The sequence below is a fragment of the Mycolicibacterium agri genome (assembly GCF_002553505.1).
Lineage (GTDB): Bacteria > Actinomycetota > Actinomycetes > Mycobacteriales > Mycobacteriaceae > Mycobacterium > Mycobacterium agri.
Map to the genome: position 1 here is coordinate 1 of NZ_PDCP01000096.1, position 19,265 is coordinate 19,265.

The window sequence follows — 19,265 nt, forward strand, 5'->3', positions numbered from 1 at the left end:
ATGGCCCCCAAAACCACTACTACCGAAGCCGCCTGCCCCGCATCCGACGCCGCCGCCGCATCCGTCGTCGCCCCCGACCACTCCAGGGCTGCCGCCGCACCGCGCGAGCGGATCACCGACGTTGTCCTTGGGTTTGGAGAGACGAAGCCCGTCGGCCCCTGCCGTCCATGCGGCCGCCGATATCGCTGCGCCTGCACCGTACCGGCGCGCCCACAGAGATCTGCGGTCGGTGACCCGGCCCGGCCGGTACGTGCTGCTGGTCGAGGTGGCGCGGGTGGGCGTGCCGCCGGTCGACGTGTCGCGTGTCGGCGTGCGCCGGCGGGGCCGTCTGCGCCGCAGCGCATCGATCGCGGCCACCCCGGACAGGCCGGCCAAGCCGGTGAGGAGGGCCGCTACCAGATACGCACTCATGACGGAAGGCTACGGCCGTTTGCCAGAGCGGACTACAGTAATTGCATACGTCATCGCAGGTTGAATTCATTGGATCGATCGAACGCCGAGGTAGCGGCGCTCGCACTGCCGCCCGCCGTGTTCAAGACCTGCCCGTGGCAGCCACGTGAGCTCATCGAACAAGGTTTGCGACAGTGGCTGCGCTGCTGTGCCGCGGCGCTGCGTGACAATCAGATCATCGGCATGCCCTCGCACGCCGTCGACGAAGCGTGGCACGGCTTCATCCTCTGCACCGCAAGGTATTCCGCGTTCTGCGAGAGGGCCTACGGGCAGTTCCTGCATCACCATCCCGAAGGCGGCGCTCCCGCTGGCGCTCCCGCGGCCACCGAGCCGATGCGCGAACAGCTGCGCCGCACCGTCATCGCATGGTCGATGGTCGCGGGCCCAGGCGAACGTTGCGTGCTGTGGGATCTCGACGAGCGCGTCGGCGTCGAGAAGCCGTGGGGCATCGACGCCGCGCGCGTCGCCGCCATCGAGGCCGACCTCGCCCGGCTCAGCCAGCGCGTTTAGCGCCACGCCGCCCAGGGAAGTCGTTGACCTCATCCATTGTTGAGGTTTTACGGTGATTTCATGAGCATTGAGGCGGCCGCCCGCAGCACCCTGTACCGGCAGACGCACGCCCGCGGCGGCGATCTGCGGTCCCTGGCAAATCGCACGCTGCTGCGCCGGATCTGGCGCTTCGCCGAACGTCACCACCGACGGCTGGCGGCGTTCGTCGCGGTCAGTGTGGTCAGCGCGGTGCTCGGGCTGACCACACCGCTGTTGGCGGGCCGTGTCGTCGACGAGATCGGCAAGGGCGCCATGGGTGCGGTCGTCGTGCTGGCCACGATCATTGCGGCGATCGCCGTCGCCGAGGCCGCGGTGTCGCTGGTGACGCGGTGGCTGTCGTCGACCATCGGCGAAGGCTTGATCCTCGACCTGCGCACCGCCGTCTTCGACCACGTTCAGCGCATGCCTGTTGCGTTCTTCACCCGCACCCGCACCGGCGCGCTAGTCAGCAGGCTCGGCAACGACGTGCTCGGCGCGCAGCGGGCGTTCTCCGGCACCTTCTCCGGCGTCATCACCAACATCGTCACGCTGACGCTGACATTGGTGGTGATGCTGCGCATCTCATGGCAGGTCACGCTGCTGTCGCTGCTTCTGATGCCGCTGTTTCTGCTCCCCGCCCGCCGCATCGGGCGCACCATGGCCAAACTCGCCCGCGAGGCCGCCATCCACAACGCCACGATGAACACCCAGATGACAGAACGCTTTTCGGCGCCCGGAGCGACGTTGGTCAAACTCTTCGGCAACCCGGTGACCGAATCGCGCGAATTCGAAGTCCGCGCGGACCGGGTCCGCGACATCGGGGTACGCACCGCGATGCTGCAGTCGGTGTTCATGAACTCGCTGACGTTGATGTCGGCGTTGGCGCTGGCACTGGTCTACGGGCTCGGCGGTGTGCTGGCCATCGGCGGGCACCTGCAGACCGGATCGGTCGTCGCGCTGGCCCTGCTGCTGACCAGGCTGTACGCGCCGCTGACGTCGCTGGCCAATGCCCACGTCGAAATCGCCAGTGCACTGGTCAGTTTCGAGCGTGTCTTCGAGGTGCTCGACCTCGTCCCGCTGATCCGGGAGAAGTCGGACGCGGTGCCGGTGCCTGCCGGGCCGGTCTCGGTGCAGTTCGACGACGTGCGGTTCTCCTATCCGTCGGCCGACAAGGTGTCGCTGGCCTCACTCGAAGAGGTCGCCGTGCTCAGCGAGAACGACCTGCGTGCGGGAAGCGAAGTGCTGCATGGTATTTCGTTCACCGCCCGCCCCGGTGAGATGGTGGCGCTCGTCGGCTCCTCCGGAGCGGGCAAGTCGACGATCGCGTCGCTGATCGCGCGGCTCTACGACGTCGACAGCGGAGCGATACGCCTCAACGGCGTCGATGTGCGCGACGTGACATCCGCGTCGCTCAAGGAGACCGTCGGCATGGTTACCCAGGACGGGCACCTGTTCCACGAGTCGATCGCGTCGAACCTGCGGCTGGCCGCGCCCGACGCCACCGACGAGGAGCTGTGGCGGGCCCTGGAACGCGCCCGGCTCGCCGACGTCGTCGCCGAGATGCCCGACGGCTTGAACACGGTGGTGGGGGAGCGCGGCTACCGGCTCTCCGGCGGCCAGCGGCAGCGGTTGACCATTGCGCGCCTGCTGCTGGGCCGGTCCCGCGTCGTCGTGCTCGACGAGGCCACCGCGTCGCTGGACTCCGCCTCCGAGGCCGCCGTGCAGCAGGCGCTCGCCGAGGCATTGTCCGGGCGCACCTCGATCGTGATCGCCCACCGGCTTTCGACCGTGCGGGCGGCCGACACGATCCTCGTCGTCGAGGACGGCCGCATCGTCGAGCGCGGTAACCATGAGCAGCTGCTGGCCCGCGGCGGCCGCTACGCCGAGCTCTACGAGACGCAGTTCGGCACGCAACAGGTCGCGGCATGACCGCGAAACTGCATTCCGGCAGGCGACTGCTCGACTCTCTGCTGCCGAATATCGGTTTGAGCACGCAAATAGACTTGGGGTCTAGTGCCTGAAATATCCCTGATGCATCGACAGCCTGCGGTGGCGCCGCCACCGGCGCGCAAACGCATCAGTTCCGATCTGTGGCGAATGCTGCCGTACCTGATGCCCTACCGCGTGCGCTGGATCGCGATGATCGCCGTCGCGCTGCTGAGCCTGGTCGCCACGGTCGCGATTCCGCTGATGACCAAGGCCGTGATCGACGGGCCGGTCCGCCATCAGGACCAGCGCGGGCTGTGGCTTCTCGGCGCCGCGGCGATGGGCGTCGGCATCTCCGAAGGTGTGCTGTGGTTCATCCGCCGCTGGCTGGTGGCCCGCGGAACGATGGGCGTCGAGGCCGACATTCGCAAGGACCTCTACGCCAAGCTGCAGGTCCTGCCCATGTCGTTTCACGGCCGGTGGCAGTCCGGGCAGCTGCTGTCGCGAATCATGAACGACCTGAGCACTATTCGTCGGTTCATGTCATTCGGGATGGTGTTCCTGCTGCTCAACGTCATCCAGATCACCGTCGTGACGGCGATCCTGCTGGCCATGTACTGGCCGCTCGGCGTTGTCGTGCTGGTGTCGATCGTGCCGATCGCCGCGACCGTGCTGCACTTCCAGCGCGAGTACACGCGGCTGTCGCGGCTGGCCCAGGACCAGTCCGGACACGTCGCCACCCACGTCGAGGAGGCGGCGCTGGGCCTGCGCGTGGTCAAGTCGTTCGGCCGCGAGGACTACGTCTACGACCGCTTCGACGAACAGCTCACCAACCTCTACGACACGCAGGTCGACCGGGTTTCGGTGTCGGCGAAATTCTGGACCCTGCTCGAAATCATCCCGAACCTGACGCTGATCGTCGTGCTCGGCCTCGGCGCCTACGCGGCCGGCCACGGCTACGTGACGATGGGCACGCTGGTCGCATTCATCACGATGATGCTGTCGCTGGTGTGGCCCATAGCGTCGCTGGGTTTCCTGCTGTCGATGACGCAGGAGTCGTTCACGGCCGCCAACCGCATCGCGGAGATCTTCGACGCGCCCCGCGAAATCACCGACGGGCCCGTCGCGCAGGCGCCTGCGGGCGGACGTCTCGACCTCATCGACGTCGGCTTCCGCTTCCCGCCGTCCGGCGATTCGGACAGCCGCGCCGAAACCGACGATTGGGCACTGCGCCATGTCACCGTCACCGTCGAACCCGGCGAGACGCTGGCGCTCGTCGGCTCCACCGGTTCGGGCAAGTCGGTGCTGGCTGCGCTCATGTCGCGGCTCTACGACGTGACCGAGGGCCGAATCCTCATCGACGGCACCGACATTCGTGACCTGTCGCTTCCCGCGCTGCGGCAGACCGTCGCGACCGCATTCGAGGACCCGACGCTGTTCTCCATGTCGGTCGCCGAGAACCTGCGGCTCGGCCGGCCCGACGCGACCGAGGAGGAGCTCGCGCAGGCCATCGAGGTCGCCGCCGCGCAGTTCGTCTACGACCTGCCGTTCGGCCTGGACACCCGCATCGGTGAGCAAGGCATGAGCCTGTCCGGCGGGCAGCGTCAGCGCCTGTCGCTGGCCCGCGCCATCCTCGCCGCGCCCAAGATCCTGGTGCTCGACGACACACTCTCGGCGCTGGACGTGCACACCGAGGCGATCGTCGAGGAGGCGCTGCGCCGGGTGCTGCATTCCGTGACCGGAATCGTTGTGGCCAACCGCGCTTCGACCGTTCTGCTGGCCGATAAGGTCGCGCTGCTGGAGCGCGGCACGATCACCCACGTCGGCACGCACGCCGAACTTCTGGCGACGGTCCCGCAGTACCGCTACCTGCTCGCCGCCGACGACGAACTCGACGACGGTGTCGAGCGGGCCTGCGCATGGGAGGACGACGAGAACCGCAACCGCCTCGGCCACGCCTACGAGGAGCAGGAGGCCGCCGAGCGCGCGTCTGAAGCCCGCGATCCCCGCTTCGCGACCACGCTGCTGTTCCCGCCCTCGCACCCGGAGGCCGAGGGCCGATGACCGCCACCGACACCACCCCGGTCGACATCCCCGACGCCGACGACGAACGCCGCGTCGACGACTGGCGCGGCCGGTTCGACGAACAGCGCGACGACCTGCCGATCGACGAGTCGCTGCCGCGCAGGCGTGAGGCCCGCGCCCTGCTGTTGTCGCTTCTGCGGCCGTACCGCTGGGTTGTCGCGTTCCTCGCTGTCGTCGTCGTCGTGGAAAACGCTGCGCGACTGTCGGTTCCGCTGCTCGTCAAGCGCGGCATCGACCGCGGCATCCCGCCGATCGTCGACGGCGGATCCGCGCACACGCTGCTGACCATCGTCGCCGCGCTGTGCGTGGTCGTCGTCATCCAGGCCATCAGCCGGGTGTACTTCCTGCACCGGTCGGGCCGCATCGGTCAGAAGGTGCTGCTGGAACTGCGCCGCCGGGTGTTCCGCCACTTCCAGCGGCTCGACATCGCGTTCCACGACCGCTACACCTCGGGTCGGGTGGTCAGCCGCTCCACCAACGACGTCGAAGCCATCCAGGACATGCTCGAAACCGGCTTCGACAGCCTGATCACCGCCGTGCTCACGTTGGTCGGCACCGCGATCCTGCTCATCACGCTCGACGTGCGCCTCGGGTTGATGTGCCTCGCGGCGTTCCCCATCCTCGTCGTGCTGGTGTGGTGGTTCCGCACCGAGTCGGCCAAGACCTACCGCAAGGTCCGCGAAAGCGCCGCCCTGGTGATCGTGCAGTTCGTCGAGACGATGACGGGCATCAAGGCCGTGCAGGCCTACCGCCGCGAACCGCGCAACCAGCAGATCTTCGAAGACATCGCCGACCGGTACCGCGCCGACAACGAGCGCACCTTCAAGCTGCTGGCGATCTTCATGCCGGGCGTGAAGCTGGTCGGCAACATCACGACCGGCGTCGTGCTGCTCTACGGCGGCTACCGGGTGCTGCACGGGCAGATGACGATCGGCACGCTGGCGGCGTTCCTGCTCTACCTGCGGATGTTCTTCGAGCCGATGCAGGAAATCTCGCAGTTCTTCAACACCTTTCAGTCGGCGTCCTCGGCGCTGGAGAAGTTGGCAGGCGTGCTCGCCGAACGCCCCGGCATCAAGGACCCGGCGCATCCGGTCAAGCTGACGTCGGTGCGCGGTGAAGTCGCCTTCCGCGACGTGCATTTCGCCTATGTGCCCGGCAGGCCCGTGCTGCCGGACCTGAACCTCACCGTGCCCGCGGGGCAGACGGTCGCGTTGGTCGGCACGACGGGTGCGGGTAAGACCACGATCGCCAAACTCATTGCGCGGTTTTACGATCCGACATCCGGATCGGTGACGCTCGACGGAATCGACCTGCGCGACATCGCGCAGAGCGAACTGCGCCGCCACGTCGTGATGGTGACCCAGGAGAACTTCATGTTCGACGGCACCGTCGCCGACAACATCCGGTTCGGCAGGCCCGACGCCACCGACGCCGAGATGCGTGCCGCGGCCGAGGCCGTCGGCGCCGACCGGTTCATCGAGGCGCTGCCCGACGGCTACCACACCGACGTCGCCAAGCGTGGCGGCCGGCTGTCGGCGGGCCAGCGCCAACTGGTCGCATTCGCCCGCGCGTTCCTCGCCGACCCCGCAGTGCTCATCCTCGACGAGGCCACCTCCTCGCTCGACATCCCCAGCGAGCGCATGGTGCAGCGGGCGCTGGAGACCGTGCTCAACGACCGCACCGCCCTGGTCATCGCGCACCGCTTGTCGACGGTGGAGGTGGCCGACCGGGTGCTGGTGCTCGAGCACGGCCGCATCGTGGAGGACGGCCCGCCCAGCGAGCTCATCCACCGCGACGACGGCCGGTATGCCGCGCTGCACCGCGCCTGGATCGACTCGCTGGCCTAACACCGCTCGCGTACCCCTGCGAAGCCCGCGAGTGTATGGGCTACGGATCCTGAATGGCCGATTCTCCTCCACAGGCCATACGTTGGTGGCCCTGTCGGCGTGATCCTGTGGGCCTTTACCGGTACACGATGCCGCTGAGCCGCCAGGCCAGCGCCCGGTTCGCCTTCGGGATGCGGCCCATGACGCGGATCAGCGCGTTGCGCAGCGGGCGGGCCGCACGCGGCAGCGTCGCCAGCCGGGTCAGCCGGTCGGTCATCGCCACGACGTCACGCGCGATCGGCCGACGGGCCGCGCTGTAGTCATCCAGCAGCGAGTCGGGGCCACCGGCCAGCACGCCCGCCAGCGCCTCACTCAGCGCGACGGCGTCCTGGATGCCGAGGTTCATGCCCTGCCCGCCTGCGGGGCTGTGCACGTGGGCCGCGTCGCCCGCGAGCAGCAGCCGCCCGGCGCGGAACGTGTCGGCGACGCGGTGGTGGACGCGGAACCGCGAGCCCCACACCACGTCGATGACGGTCAGGCCGCCCGGCCCGCGGTCGTCCAAAATCTGCTGAACGAAAGGCGCCGAGGGGTTTTCGGGCGCGTCCTCGACCGGGGCGACGACGCGGTAACTGCCATCGGGCAGTGGCGCGATCACGGTCAGACCCGCAGTCGCCCAGTACAGATTCACCTCGTCGGGCGACACGTCACCGGTCAGGTGCACGTCGGCGAGCGCGAACGACTCGTCATACGCGCCGCCCTGGAAGCCGATGCCTGCCTGCTCGCGCACGGTGCTGTGAATGCCGTCGGCGCCGACCGCATAGCGCGCCCGGATCACCCGGCCGTCGTCGAACGTCGCGGTGACGCCGTCGGCGTCCTGCTCGATGGTCGTCAGCGACACCGGGCGCACGACCGACCCGCCCAGCTCGGTCAGCCGGTCCAGCAGCAGCCGTTCGGTGATCGACTGCGGGACCAGCAGCGAGTACGGGTAGTCGGTCGGCAGTGTGCTGAAGTCGACCGCGGTCAATGTGCGGGCGCGGTCGCGGATGTTGAACCGGGCCGCCTGAATGCCCTCCTTGACCAGTCGCCGCGCCACGTCGACGCGCTCGAGCACCTCGAGGCTACGGGCGTTGACCACCCCGGCCCGTGACGTGTTCGCCCCGGCGGCCTGCCGGTCGACGAGCGTCGCCGAAATGCCCCGTTGGGCCAGCGACGCGGCCAGCGTCAGGCCCGTCGGACCCGCGCCGACGATCAGGACGTCGGTGTCATAACTGCTGTTCATGGCGCATCTCCTCACTATGCCAACGCTTGTTGACTTAACTATGCGCGCAAGACTCGCTAAAGTCAACAACTGTTGGCATACAATTGTTGGCATGCGCAGATCTTCGGCAGAGACCAAGGCGGTGATCCTGGCCGCGGCCAAGGAACGTTTCGCCCGATCCGGCTACGAGCGGGCCACCATCCGCGCGATCGCGGCCGACGCCAACATCGACCCGTCGATGGTGATGCGGTACTTCGGCAACAAGGAGCAGCTGTTTGCCGCCGCCGCCGACTTCGACCTCGAGTTGCCGGACGTGGACGGCATGCCGCGCGACGAGATCGGCGCCCGCATGGTCAGGCACTTCATGAACCGCTGGGACCGCGACGAGGCGATGGTGGTGCTGCTGCGCACGAGCGCCTCCAACGACGACGCCGCGAAACGCATGCGCGAGATCTTCGCGGGCCAGCTGCTGCCGGTCGTCGCGAAGGTGAATCCCGTTGCGCCTGAACGCAGGGCCGCGCTCATCGCGACGCAGATGCTGGGCCTGGCGCTGTGCCTGCACGTGCTGAAGCTGCCGCCGATCGTCGCCATGTCCCGCGACGAGATCGTCGACTGGCTGGGGCCAACTGTGCAGCGCTATCTCGATTCGTGACCGACAATGTCGAACATGTTCGCCGCACAGCGCTCCGGAGTGATCGCGCGGCGAGCGGCGGCCGGACTGGCCGCTACGTCGGCCGTCCTGCACGGCGCGATGCTCGGCGATGCCGCCAACGCCGCGTCGGCGGTGCTGCTCGCGGGCATGGTCGGCGCATGCCTGTACTGCGCGCGCGAACTGTGGCGCGCAGGCACGGTGCGAGCGTGGTGTCTGGTGGCGCTGATGAACCTCGCGATGGTCGCCGTGCATCTGCCGGCTTCCGTCGGCCACCACGGCACCGGTGCGGCGATGGGATCCGCTGTCGCGCAATCGACCACGATGACTGTGGCCACCGCGCTGGCGCTGACCGAGGTGGTGGTCGCCGTCACGGTGTTGTGCTACCGCACCCGCGGCAACGCCCGCGTACTGGAACGCACCGAATAGTTCCGGATAATCGGGGGTGAGATGTGGACCCCGACTGTCCTTCTGATCGCAGCCACGACCGTCGCGGCCTGTATCAGCCTCGGCGGCGGTCTCTATGAGTACCTTGTCGTCGATCCGGCGTGGCCCAAGCGGCCCGACATCATCCAGCCCACCCGCGGTGGCGTATCCAGGAAGCGGTTCTGGATACCCGCGCACACCGTCTTCGAGGTGCTGCTGATCGTGTCGCTCATCGTGGGCTGGTCCGACGCGGGCATGCGGATCGCGCTGATCGTCGCGCTGGTCAGCCACGCCGTCATGCGCATCTGGTCGCTGTTCGACTTCGTGCCGAAGGCCTTGGCCTTCGAGAAGGCCGACCCGGCCGGCGTCGACGAAGCCGCCGCTGTTCGGTGGACCCGCCGCAGCATCCTGCGGCTGCCCTTGGACCTGATCACGGTCGGCGCGATGATCGCGGCCCTGGTTGCCGCGGCCGCCTAGGGTGTGCATAGAAAACGCCCGAACGGGCATAGGCTAAGGCATGAGTGTCGATCAATCGCAGAACCAGACCGGACGGGGCAACTGATGGCTATCGCGGCCGCGGACGTGCGACGGCTGCTGGACGACGAACGCGGCGACGCTGTCTTGGTGTTCATCGAGGGCCGCGCTGAGGTCATCTCCCAAGCCGAGGCGGACGACGAAGACTATCGCGGTGCGCTGCAGGTGGTTTCGCGGGAGGACCTGATCAAGCGGCTCGGCGGCGACGAGCCGTCCGATCGCGAACTCGACGAGCAGGCCGCGATTCTCGACTCGACGGTGTCGGAGCTCGGCGGCTAGCCTTCCGGCAGTCCGATGCGGCGATAGCGGGCCAACCGCGTGTTCAGCCGTTGGTCGTCGGGGGCGCTGCGCAGCCGATGCAGTTCACCGGCGATCGTGGCCGACAGCCGCTTGGTGAACTCGACGGGTTCGTCTGCGGCGTCAGGAAATTCGGGCACGATGACGTCGACGATGCCGTCGCGCAGCAGGTCGGCCGATCGAATGCCCTGCGCGACGGCCAGTTCCGCGGCGTGATCCACATCCCGGTAGACGATCGCGCTGGCGCCCTCTGGTGGCAGCGGCGCCAACCAGCCGTGCAGCGCGGCGAGCACCCGGTCCGCGGGCACCATCGCCAGCGCGGGCCCGCCGCTGCCCTGGCCGAGCAACACCGACACCGTCGGCGTGTCCAGCGTCACCAATTCGGCCAGACAGCGGGCGATTTCGCCGGCCAGGCCACCCTGTTCGGCCTCCGCCGACAGCGCGGGTCCCGCCGTGTCGATCACCAGCACCAGCGGCAGCTTCAACCCGGCCGCCAGCGCCATGCCGCGCCGCGCCTCCCGCAGCGCAGCTGGGCCGATGGTGGAAGCCACCCGCTGCTGTCCCAGCACCACCGCGGGCTGGCCGCCGAAGCGTGCCAGCGCCAGCAGCGTCGTCGCCGCCTCCCCAAACCCTGTGCCGGACAACAACACCCGCTCGGTTGCGCCGTTGCGCAGCAGCTGGGCGACGCCGGGCCGGTCCGGCCGCCGCGACGCGATCACCGAATCCCACGCGGGCACGTCGGGCAGCGGCACGCGTTCCGGCTCAGGGGGCGGGGGATCAGGGGGGTCGGCGACGACTTTCAGCGCGCGATCCAGCGTGGCGCGAAGGTTTTCCAGCGGGATGACGGCGTCGATGACGCCGTGCCGCTGCAGGTTTTCGGCCGTCTGCACGCCCGCGGGGAACGGTTCGCCGTAGAGATGCTCGTAGACGCGGGGCCCGAGGAAGCCGATCAGCGCTCCCGGTTCGGCGACCGTGATGTGGCCCAGCGAACCCCACGAGGCGAACACTCCGCCCGTCGTCGGGTGGCGCAGGTAGACCAGATAGGGCAGATGCGCGCGCTTGTGCAGTTCGACCGCGGCGGCGATCTTGACCATCTGCAGGAACGCGACCGTGCCCTCCTGCATCCGGGTGCCGCCCGAACTCGGCGACGCCAGCAGCGGCAGCCGCTCCGCCGTCGCGCGCGCCACCGCCGTGGTGATCCGTTCGGCGGCCGCCACCCCGATGGAACCCGCGAGGAAGTCGAATTCGCATGCCACCACCGCGACGCGGCGCCCGAAGACACGGCCCTCGCCGGTGATCACCGCCTCGTCGAGCCCGGTGGCCGCGGCGGCCTCGGCCAGCTCGCGGCGATACTCGTCGCGAGCCGCCACCGGCAGCGGCGGGCCGTCCCAGCTGCGGAAAGACCCTTCATCCAGCACCGCGTCGCGTAGCTGCAGGGCGCCGATTCGGCTCACAGGACGACCCTAATAGGCTGCACGCATGATTGGTGTGACCCGCGACGGCGACGTCTTGACCCTGGAGATGCAGCGCGCCGAACGGCGCAACGCGCTGAACGGCGAGCTCGTCGACTCCCTGCGGGAGGCGGTCGAGAAGGCCGCGACCGAAGATGTCCGCGTCATCGTGCTGACCGGCCAGGGCGACGTGTTCAGCGCCGGGGCGGATCTGTCCGACGCGGCCGGCGTCGCCGAGGAGCTGCCCGACAAGGCGAAGGCGCTCAACCTCGCCATCGACAAGGTGCCGATGCCCGTCATCGGCGCGATCAACGGGCCCGCCATCGGCGCCGGGGTCATCCTGGCGATGATCTGCGACCTGCGCGTCGTCGCACCCAACGCGTACTTCCAGTTCCCCATCGCGAAATACGGTCTCGCACTGGACAACTGGAGCATCCGGCGGCTCACGTCGCTGGTGGGTGCCGGCCGGGCGCGGGGGATGCTGTTCGGCGCCGAACGCCTCACCGCCGACGTCGCCCTGCAGACGGGTATGGCCAACCGGATCGGCACGCTGGCCGACGCGCAGGCCTGGGCCGCCGAGATAGCCGGGTTCGCGCCGCTGTCGCTGCAGCACGCCAAGCGGGTGCTCAACGACGACGGCGCCTACGAGGAGCCGTGGCCCGAGCACCAGGCGCTGTTCGACAAGGCATGGCGCAGCCAGGACGTCATCGAGGCGCAGGTGGCCCGCATCGAGAAGCGGCCACCGAACTTCAAGGGAGCCTGACCACCATGCTCGGCGCGGCGCTGCGATTCGCGGCAGGCACCGCCACGGTGGCCGCGACCGGATGGCTGCTGCGCGCGCTGCAGGGTTCGCCCGCCGCGATCGGCGCCAGCCCCGACGAGATCCGCTCGGTCGCCGAGCGGTCGCCGAACTACCGCGACGGCGTGTTCGTCAACGTCGACCCCGCCTCGATGCTCAACCTCGACCGCGAACAGCAGTGGATGCTGCTGCGCGAGCTGATCGGCTCGCGGGAGTCGGCCCGGCCGCGCAAGCCCATTCCGCTGGCCGTGTCGCCGAAGGTCGACACCACCCCGCTCGACCTGGCGGCCAGCTGGTACGGGCACTCCTCGGCGCTGGTGGAGGTCGACGGGTACCGAGTGCTCACCGATCCGGTGTGGAGCCGACGCTGTTCGCCGTCGCGGCGGGTCGGACCGGAGCGGATGCACGAGGTGCCGGTGCCGCTGGAGGCGCTGCCCGCGCTGGATGCGGTGCTGATCAGCCACGACCACTACGACCACCTCGACATGGACACGATCGTCGGGCTCGCGCACAGTCAGCGTGCGCCGTTCATCGTGCCCCTCGGGGTCGGCGCACATCTGCGCAAGTGGCGCATCCCGGACAACCGGATCGTCGAACTGGACTGGCACGAAGGCCACACCATCGGTGAGCTGACGCTGATCTGCACTCCGGCACGGCACTTCTCGGGACGGCTGTTCGCCCGCAACACCACGCTGTGGGCGTCATGGGTGATCATCGGCCCGCGCCATCGCGCGTTCTTCGGCGGCGACACCGGATACACCAAGAGCTTCACCGAAATCGGCATGGACCACGGCCCGTTCGACCTGTCCCTGCTGCCGGTCGGCGCATATCACCCGGCATGGCCCGACATCCACATGAACCCGGAAGAGGCGGTGCGGGCGCATCTCGACATCGCCGAGGCAGGCAAGGGCTTGCTGCTGCCGATCCACTGGGCGACGTTCCGGCTCGCCCCGCACCCCTGGTCGGAGCCCATCGAGCGACTGCTGACCGCGGCCGACTCCGCGGGCGTCGAGGTGACGGTCCCGCGGCCCGGCGAGCGCGTCGATCCCACGTCATCGCCACAGCAGCCGCCCGAACAAGCGTCGGCGTTCGACCCGTGGTGGCGGCACTAACCGGCTAGCGTGCTGCTGTGAGCAAAGCAGGCACGCTGCGTGCGCCATGGATCGTTCTCGCCGCGACGACGCTGTTGCTGGCGGCTTGCAGTTCGGGATCGGCCGAGCACGCCGAGACGTCGACCGCCGCGCCGACGCCGAAGTCCGATGTCCCGCCACCGCTGGTGCCCGCAATGCCGCTGCCGGAGAACGCCGTCGACAATGCGGTCGCCCAGCTGGACGGTCTCGCCGAGGACCTGATGGACAAGTCCGGCATTCCCGGCATGGCTGTCGCCGTTGTGCACGACGGAAAGACGGTGTACGCCAAGGGCTTCGGTGTGCGCGATGTCAAAGCCGGTGACGTCGAAGACAATCGGGTCGACCCCGACACGGTCTTTCAGTTGGCGTCGGTGTCCAAGTCCGTCTCGGGGACCGTGGTGGCGCAGCAGGTCAGCGCCGGCGCCGTCGGCTGGGACACGCCCATCGTGAGCAAGCTGCCGTGGTTCGCGCTGGCCGATCCCGTCGTCACGAAGATGGTCACCGTCGGCGACATGTTCTCGCACCGGTCCGGGCTGCCCGATCACGCCGGTGACGAACTCGAAGACCTCGGCCACGACCGCCGGTATGTGCTCGAACGGCTCCGCGACCTGCCGCTGGAACCGTTCCGAATTTCCTACGCCTACACCAACTTCGGGTTGACGGCGGCAGCCGAGGCGGTCGCCGCCGGTGCGGCCAGGTCCTGGGAGGACCTGGCCCAGCAGGTGCTGTTCGGCCCGCTGGGGATGGCGTCGACGAGCTACCGGTTCGACGACTACCGCAACCGGGCCAACCGCGCGGTCGGGCACATTCACGTCGACGGCCGCTACGAGCCGCGCTACGTGCGAAACGCCGACCCGCAAGCCCCTGCGGGCGGGGCCAGTTCGTCGGTCAACGACATGACGCGCTGGCTGGCGATGATGCTGGCCGACGGCAGCTACGGCGGCAAGCAGATCATCGAACCAGAGGCGCTGCTGCCTGCCGCGACCCCGCAGATGGTGGCGACTCGGGCCAGCGAGCCGGCGATGCGAAGCGGCTTTTACGGCTTCGGTTTCAACGTCGGCACCACCTCGGCGGCGCGCACCCAGCTGAGCCATTCCGGCGCATTCGAACTGGGCGCGGGCGCCAACTTCGTGATCCTGCCGTCGGCCGATGTGGCGATCGTCGCGCTGACCAACGCCACACCCTCCGGTGTGCCCGAAGCCCTCACCGCGCAGTTCGCCGACCTCGTGCAGTTCGGCGAGATTCGCGAGGACTGGTATGAGCTGTATCACGCCGTGATGGTGGATATGGAGAAGCCCGTCGGGTCCCTCGTCGGAAAGAAGCCACCGGCCAACCCGGAGCCGTCGGCGCCGCGGTCGTCGTACCTCGGCACCTACAACAACGACTACTGGGGTCCGGCTCGGGTCAGCGAGAAGGACGGCAACCTGCACCTGGAGTTGGGGGAGCTCAATGTGCCGCTGATCAATTGGAGCGGCAACGTGTTCAGCTACGAATGGGTCAGCGAGAACTCGCCACCCGGCTCGATCGGCAAGGCGACGTTCGACGGCCCTAAACTGACGCTCGAGTATTACGACGAATTCGGTAAGGGGACCTTCGTCCGATGAGCGCTGGCGCGACGGACATCGAGCACCGATGACGACTGTGGTGGCCGCGGGCCTCACCGAAGCTGAGGTCGCGGCGCGGGTAGCCGAGGGCAAGACCAACGATGTGCCGACGCGGGCCGCGCGCAGCGTCTCGGACATCGTGCGGGCCAACGTCTTCACGCGCATCAACGCGATACTCGGCGTGCTGTTCATCATCGTTCTGTCCACCGGTTCGGTGATCAACGGCGCATTCGGGCTGTTGATCATCGCCAACAGCGCGATCGGCATCATCCAGGAACTGCGCGCCAAGGCGACGCTGGACAAACTCGCCATCGTCGGCCAGGCAAAGCCGTTGGTGCGCAGGCTCACCCGGTCCGGACCGGTGTCGCGACCGATGATGCCCAGCGAGGTGGTGCTCGACGACATCATCGAACTCGGCCCCGGCGACCAGATCGTCGTCGACGGCGCGGTGGTCGAGGAGAACAATCTCGAGGTTGACGAGTCGCTGCTGACGGGCGAGGCCGACCCGATCGCCAAAGACCCTGGCGATGAGGTGATGTCGGGCAGCTTCGTCGTCTCGGGCAGCGGTGCCTACCGCGCAACCAAGGTGGGCCGTGAGGCGTATGCCGCCAAACTCGCCGAGGAAGCCAGCAAGTTCACGCTGGTGAAATCCGAACTGCGCAACGGCATCAACAAGATTCTGCAGTTCATCACCTATCTGCTCGTGCCCGCCGGTCTGCTGATCATCTACACCCAGCTGTTCACCACGGGCGCGGGGTGGCGCGAATCGGTGCTGCGGATGGTCGGTGCGCTGGTGCCGATGGTGCCAGAAGGCCTGGTGCTGATGACGTCGATTGCGTTCGCCGTCGGCGTGATTCGGCTGGGTCGACGGCAGTGTCTGGTCAACGAGCTGCCCGCGATCGAGGGCCTGGCCCGTGTCGACGTGGTCTGCGCCGATAAGACGGGCACGCTGACCGAGAACGGCATGCGGGTCGCCGATCTCAAGCCGTTGGACCACGCCGACGTCGGGAGTATCCTGGCGCAGTTGGCCGCCGACGATCCGCGGCCGAATGCCAGCATGCAGGCCATCGCGGAGGCCTACAAGATGCCGCCGGGCTGGACGGCGACCGCAAGCGCGCCGTTCAAGTCCGCCACCAAGTGGAGCGGAACGTCTTACGACGGGCACGGCAATTGGGTGATCGGAGCGCCCGACGTGCTGCTCGACCCGTCGTCTCCCGTCGCCGAGGAGGCCGAGCGCATCGGCAGCAAAGGGCTGCGGGTGCTGCTGCTCGGGTCCAGCGACCGGCCCGTCGACGACCGCGCGGCGCCGGGCAACGTGACACCGGCCGCGTTGGTGGTGCTCGAGCAGCGGGTCCGCCCGGACGCCCGCGACACACTGGACTACTTTGCCTCGCAGAAGGTTTCGATCAAGGTCATCTCGGGCGACAATGCGGTGTCGGTGGGCGCCGTCGCGGGTGCGTTGGGCCTGGAGGGCGAGACGATGGACGCCCGGCAGCTGCCCGAGGATCCTGAGCGGCTGGCCGAAACCCTCGAGGAGTGCACCACGTTCGGTCGGGTGCGGCCCGACCAGAAGCGGGCGATGGTGCACGCGTTGCAATCGCACGGCCACACCGTCGCGATGACCGGCGACGGCGTCAACGACGTGCTGGCGCTCAAGGACGCCGACATCGGAGTGGCGATGGGCGCGGGCAGTCCTGCGTCGCGTGCCGTCGCCCAAATCGTGTTGCTGGACAACAAGTTCGCGACACTGCCGCACGTCGTCGGCGAGGGCCGCCGCGTCATCGGCAACATCGAGCGGGTGTCGAACCTGTTCTTGACCAAGACGGTCTACTCGGTGCTGCTGGCGAGCCTGGTCGGCCTCGCCGGGCTGGCGTCGGAGATCTTCGACACCGACCCGCTGCCGTTTCCGTTCCAGCCGATCCACGTGACGATCGCGGCGTGGTTCACCATCGGCATCCCGGCGTTCATCCTGTCGCTGGCGCCCAACAACGAGCGAGCGCACCCCGGCTTCGTGCGCCGGGTGATGACGTCGGCGCTGCCGTCAGGGATCATCATCGGCATCGCGACGTTCGTCTCCTACCTCGTCGCGTACGAGGGTCGTCAGGCCTCCGTCGAGGACCAGACGCAGGCCTCCACCGCGGCGCTGATCACGTTGCTGGTGACCGCCGTGTGGGTGCTCGCCGTGGTGGCCCGGCCGTACGAGTGGTGGCGGGTGGCGCTGGTTGCGGTGTCGGGCTTGGCGTACGTGGTGATCTTCTCGATTCCGCTGGCGCAGAAGCTGTTCATGCTGGATCCCTCGAACCTCGAAGTGACGGCGATTGCGCTGGTCATCGGGGTGATCGGGGCCGCTCTCATCGAGGTGGCCTGGTGGGTGCAGGGATCCGTTCTCGGGGAGCGGCGACGGCTCTGGAAGTAGCTGTAGGGTAAGACCCATGGCATTTCTAGATAAGGTCAAGAACCTGCTATCGAAGAACGCCGACAAGGTGGATATGGCCATCGACAAAGCCGGCGACATGGTCGACAAGAAAACCCAGGGCAAGTACGCCTCTCACGTCGACAAGGCGCAGGAGGCGGCCAAGAAGGCCATCGACAAAACCGATCCGCAAAAACCCGAAGCATAACCTGACATATGGCCAAACTGTCTGTCTCCGTTGATGTTCCATTGCCGCCGGAGAAGGCGTGGGAGTGCGCCTCCGATCTGTCGCGGTACAAGGACTGGCTCACCATCCACCGGGTGTGGCGCAGCAAGCTGCCCGAAAACCTGGACAAGGGCACGGTCGTCGAGTCGATCGTGGAAGTGAAGGGCATGCCCAACCGGATCAAGTGGACCATCGTCCACTTCAAGCCGCCGCAGGCCATGACCCTCAACGGGGACGGCGTCGGCGGTGTCAAGGTGAAGTTGATCGGCAAGGTCAAGCCGGCCGACGATCCGTCCGGGTCGGTCGTCACGTTCGACGTCCATCTGGGCGGTCCCGCATTGTTCGGCCCCATCGGCATGGTCGTCGCCGCGGCGCTCAAGAGTGACATCCGCGAGTCGCTGAACAGGTTCAAGAGCGTCTTCGCGGCCGCCTAAGCGTTGCGTGAGCAGCTTGTTAGGCTGCTCGGATGCCCGGCGAAAAGTACACCTACGGCATCGATTTCGACGCGATCGACGCCATCGACATCCATGCCCATGTCGAGGCCGACGATCACGGGCACTGCGCCTACTCCGATGAGCTGATCACGGCGACCAAGCAGTACTTCAAGCTGGCGTCCGACGCGACCACCGTCGACTCGGCCGCCGAGTACTACCGTGCGCGCAACACCGCCGCGGTCGTTTTCACCATCGACTCGCAGACCGCATCCGGGCATCCGCCGAACTCGATCGACGACTTGATCGCCGGCGCCGCGCGCAACAACGATGTGCTGATCCCGTTCGGCAGCGTCGACCCGCTGACCGTCGAGCGTGCCGTCTACGACGTCAACCGGCAGATCGAGCTGGGCGTCAAGGGTTTCAAGTTTCACCCGAGCCTGCAGGCGTTCGAGCCCAACGACCGGGTGTATTACCCGATCTACGAGGCGATCGCCGCGGCCGGTGTGCCCGCCCTGTTTCACACCGGCCAGACCGGCCTCGGCTCGGGGCTGGCCGGTGGATACGGCGTCAAGCTCAGGTACTCCGACCCGATGCTGCTCGACGACGTCGCCGCCGACTTCCCAGGACTGACGATCGTGATGGCGCACCCCGCGGTGCCGTGGGTGGACGCGCAGATCGCGATCGCCTCCCACAAGGCCAACGTGTACATCGACCTGTCCGGGTGGTCGCCGAAGTACTTCCCGCCGCAGCTGGTGCACGCCGCCAACCGGCAATTGCGCACCAAGGTGCTGTTCGGCACCGACTACCCGTACATCGAGCCGCAGCGGTGGCGCCGCGACTTCGAGGCGCTCGACATGAGACCCGAGGTGCTGCCGCTGATCTTCAAGCAGAACGCGCTGCGGGTCCTCGGCCTCACCTCCTAGAGCCTCTCAACCGCGAGCAGACGCTAAAGTCCGCCTCTTCCTGGGGCGATTTCAGGCAGTGGATGCAACAGCGGGTGGTTTTGGCGGGTTTGAGAGTAGCTCGTCGAGGACTTCAGCGGGTTTCTTCCAGCCGAGGGTTTTGCGGGGTCGGGTGTTGAGTTGGGCGGCAACGTAGTCGAGGTAGTCGGCCGGGAACACTGATAGGTCGGTGCCTTTAGCAAAGTATTGGCGCAGCAGCCCGTTGGTGTTCTCGTTACTGCCGCGTTGCCATGGCGAGTGCGGATCGCAGAAGTAGATATCGAGCTC

Annotated in this window: 18 protein-coding genes and 1 pseudogene; 15 read left to right on the forward strand and 4 right to left on the reverse strand. The window is 67.9% G+C overall.

The genetic code is table 11. The features are described 5' to 3' along the window. Positions 1-411 (reverse strand): annotated as a pseudogene (locus CQY20_RS34965) (hypothetical protein); the annotation flags it as partial. 69 nt (positions 412-480) lie between these two features. Between CQY20_RS34965 and CQY20_RS29240 the strand changes: the two are divergent. The 4 genes from CQY20_RS29240 to CQY20_RS29255 all read left to right on the forward strand — a co-directional run bounded on the left by CQY20_RS29240 (position 481) and on the right by CQY20_RS29255 (position 6,836). Continuing rightward, a complete protein-coding gene (locus CQY20_RS29240; protein ID WP_371871149.1) occupies positions 481-960 on the forward strand; it encodes a UCP032817 domain-containing protein in 480 nt (159 codons plus the stop codon). 60 nt (positions 961-1,020) lie between these two features. After that, positions 1,021-2,907: an ABC transporter ATP-binding protein gene (locus CQY20_RS29245; RefSeq protein WP_097944115.1), complete on the forward strand. Its 1,887-nt coding sequence runs from the start codon at positions 1,021-1,023 to the stop codon at positions 2,905-2,907. A gap of 102 nt (positions 2,908-3,009) precedes the next feature. Beyond that, a complete protein-coding gene (locus CQY20_RS29250) occupies positions 3,010-4,968 on the forward strand; it encodes an ABC transporter ATP-binding protein (protein ID WP_097944143.1) in 1,959 nt (652 codons plus the stop codon). Continuing rightward, on the forward strand, positions 4,965-6,836 hold the full coding sequence (locus tag CQY20_RS29255; protein WP_097944117.1) for an ABC transporter ATP-binding protein: 1,872 nt from the start codon (positions 4,965-4,967) through the stop codon (positions 6,834-6,836). Before CQY20_RS29250 ends, CQY20_RS29255 begins: the two co-directional genes overlap by 4 nt. A gap of 115 nt (positions 6,837-6,951) precedes the next feature. Here the strand turns inward: CQY20_RS29255 and CQY20_RS29260 are convergent, their stop codons facing one another. Then, on the reverse strand, positions 6,952-8,094 hold the full coding sequence (locus CQY20_RS29260; protein ID WP_097944119.1) for an FAD-dependent oxidoreductase: 1,143 nt from the start codon (positions 8,092-8,094) through the stop codon (positions 6,952-6,954). 91 nt (positions 8,095-8,185) lie between these two features. Between CQY20_RS29260 and CQY20_RS29265 the strand changes: the two genes are divergently transcribed. From CQY20_RS29265 to CQY20_RS29280, 4 genes are all read left to right on the forward strand, one after another. Then, positions 8,186-8,725 (forward strand): TetR/AcrR family transcriptional regulator, encoded by a 540-nt coding sequence (locus tag CQY20_RS29265; protein WP_097944121.1) that lies wholly within the window; start codon positions 8,186-8,188, stop codon positions 8,723-8,725. Between the two features lie 15 nt (positions 8,726-8,740). Beyond that, entirely contained in the window at positions 8,741-9,151 is a 411-nt protein-coding gene (locus CQY20_RS29270; protein ID WP_097944145.1) for a hypothetical protein, read from the forward strand. Positions 9,152-9,172: 21 nt separating this feature from the next. Beyond that, complete coding sequence (locus tag CQY20_RS29275; protein ID WP_097944123.1) at positions 9,173-9,625, forward strand: hypothetical protein; 453 nt, start codon at positions 9,173-9,175, stop codon at positions 9,623-9,625. A gap of 84 nt (positions 9,626-9,709) precedes the next feature. Continuing rightward, complete coding sequence (locus tag CQY20_RS29280) at positions 9,710-9,961, forward strand: hypothetical protein (protein WP_097944125.1); 252 nt, start codon at positions 9,710-9,712, stop codon at positions 9,959-9,961. Here CQY20_RS29280 and CQY20_RS29285 read toward each other — a convergent pair. Then, positions 9,958-11,433 carry an acetyl-coenzyme A carboxylase carboxyl transferase subunits beta/alpha gene (locus tag CQY20_RS29285; RefSeq protein WP_097944127.1) on the reverse strand — a complete coding sequence of 492 codons (1,476 nt, stop codon included), beginning with the start codon at positions 11,431-11,433 and terminating at the stop codon, positions 9,958-9,960. The genes CQY20_RS29280 and CQY20_RS29285 overlap by 4 nt on opposite strands. Positions 11,434-11,458: 25 nt before the next feature. Here CQY20_RS29285 and CQY20_RS29290 point away from each other — a divergent pair, with 25 nt between their 5' ends. Genes CQY20_RS29290 through CQY20_RS29320 form a run of 7 tightly spaced genes read left to right on the forward strand, consistent with a single transcriptional unit; the run spans position 11,459 to position 18,959 of the window. Then, the gene (locus tag CQY20_RS29290; RefSeq protein ID WP_097944129.1) at positions 11,459-12,193 is read left to right on the forward strand and encodes an enoyl-CoA hydratase; all 735 of its coding nucleotides are present in this window, start codon (positions 11,459-11,461) and stop codon (positions 12,191-12,193) included. Between the two features lie 5 nt (positions 12,194-12,198). Continuing rightward, entirely contained in the window at positions 12,199-13,341 is a 1,143-nt protein-coding gene (locus tag CQY20_RS29295; RefSeq protein ID WP_097944131.1) for an MBL fold metallo-hydrolase, read from the forward strand. 17 nt (positions 13,342-13,358) lie between these two features. Beyond that, entirely contained in the window at positions 13,359-14,963 is a 1,605-nt protein-coding gene (locus CQY20_RS29300) for a serine hydrolase (RefSeq protein ID WP_163701711.1), read from the forward strand. Positions 14,964-14,991: 28 nt separating this feature from the next. Further along, a complete protein-coding gene (locus CQY20_RS29305; protein ID WP_097944133.1) occupies positions 14,992-17,379 on the forward strand; it encodes a cation-translocating P-type ATPase in 2,388 nt (795 codons plus the stop codon). Between the two features lie 16 nt (positions 17,380-17,395). Beyond that, a complete protein-coding gene (locus tag CQY20_RS29310) occupies positions 17,396-17,584 on the forward strand; it encodes an antitoxin (RefSeq protein WP_097944135.1) in 189 nt (62 codons plus the stop codon). An 8-nt stretch (positions 17,585-17,592) separates the two neighbouring features. Beyond that, complete coding sequence (locus CQY20_RS29315; RefSeq protein WP_097944137.1) at positions 17,593-18,036, forward strand: type II toxin-antitoxin system Rv0910 family toxin; 444 nt, start codon at positions 17,593-17,595, stop codon at positions 18,034-18,036. Between the two features lie 32 nt (positions 18,037-18,068). Beyond that, positions 18,069-18,959 (forward strand): amidohydrolase family protein, encoded by an 891-nt coding sequence (locus tag CQY20_RS29320; protein ID WP_097944139.1) that lies wholly within the window; start codon positions 18,069-18,071, stop codon positions 18,957-18,959. Between the two features lie 51 nt (positions 18,960-19,010). On the opposite strand, the gene CQY20_RS29325 is transcribed toward CQY20_RS29320, so the two are convergent. Continuing rightward, positions 19,011-19,265: IS30 family transposase (locus CQY20_RS29325; protein WP_109789712.1), on the reverse strand; the 255-nt coding region annotated here is incomplete at its 5' end.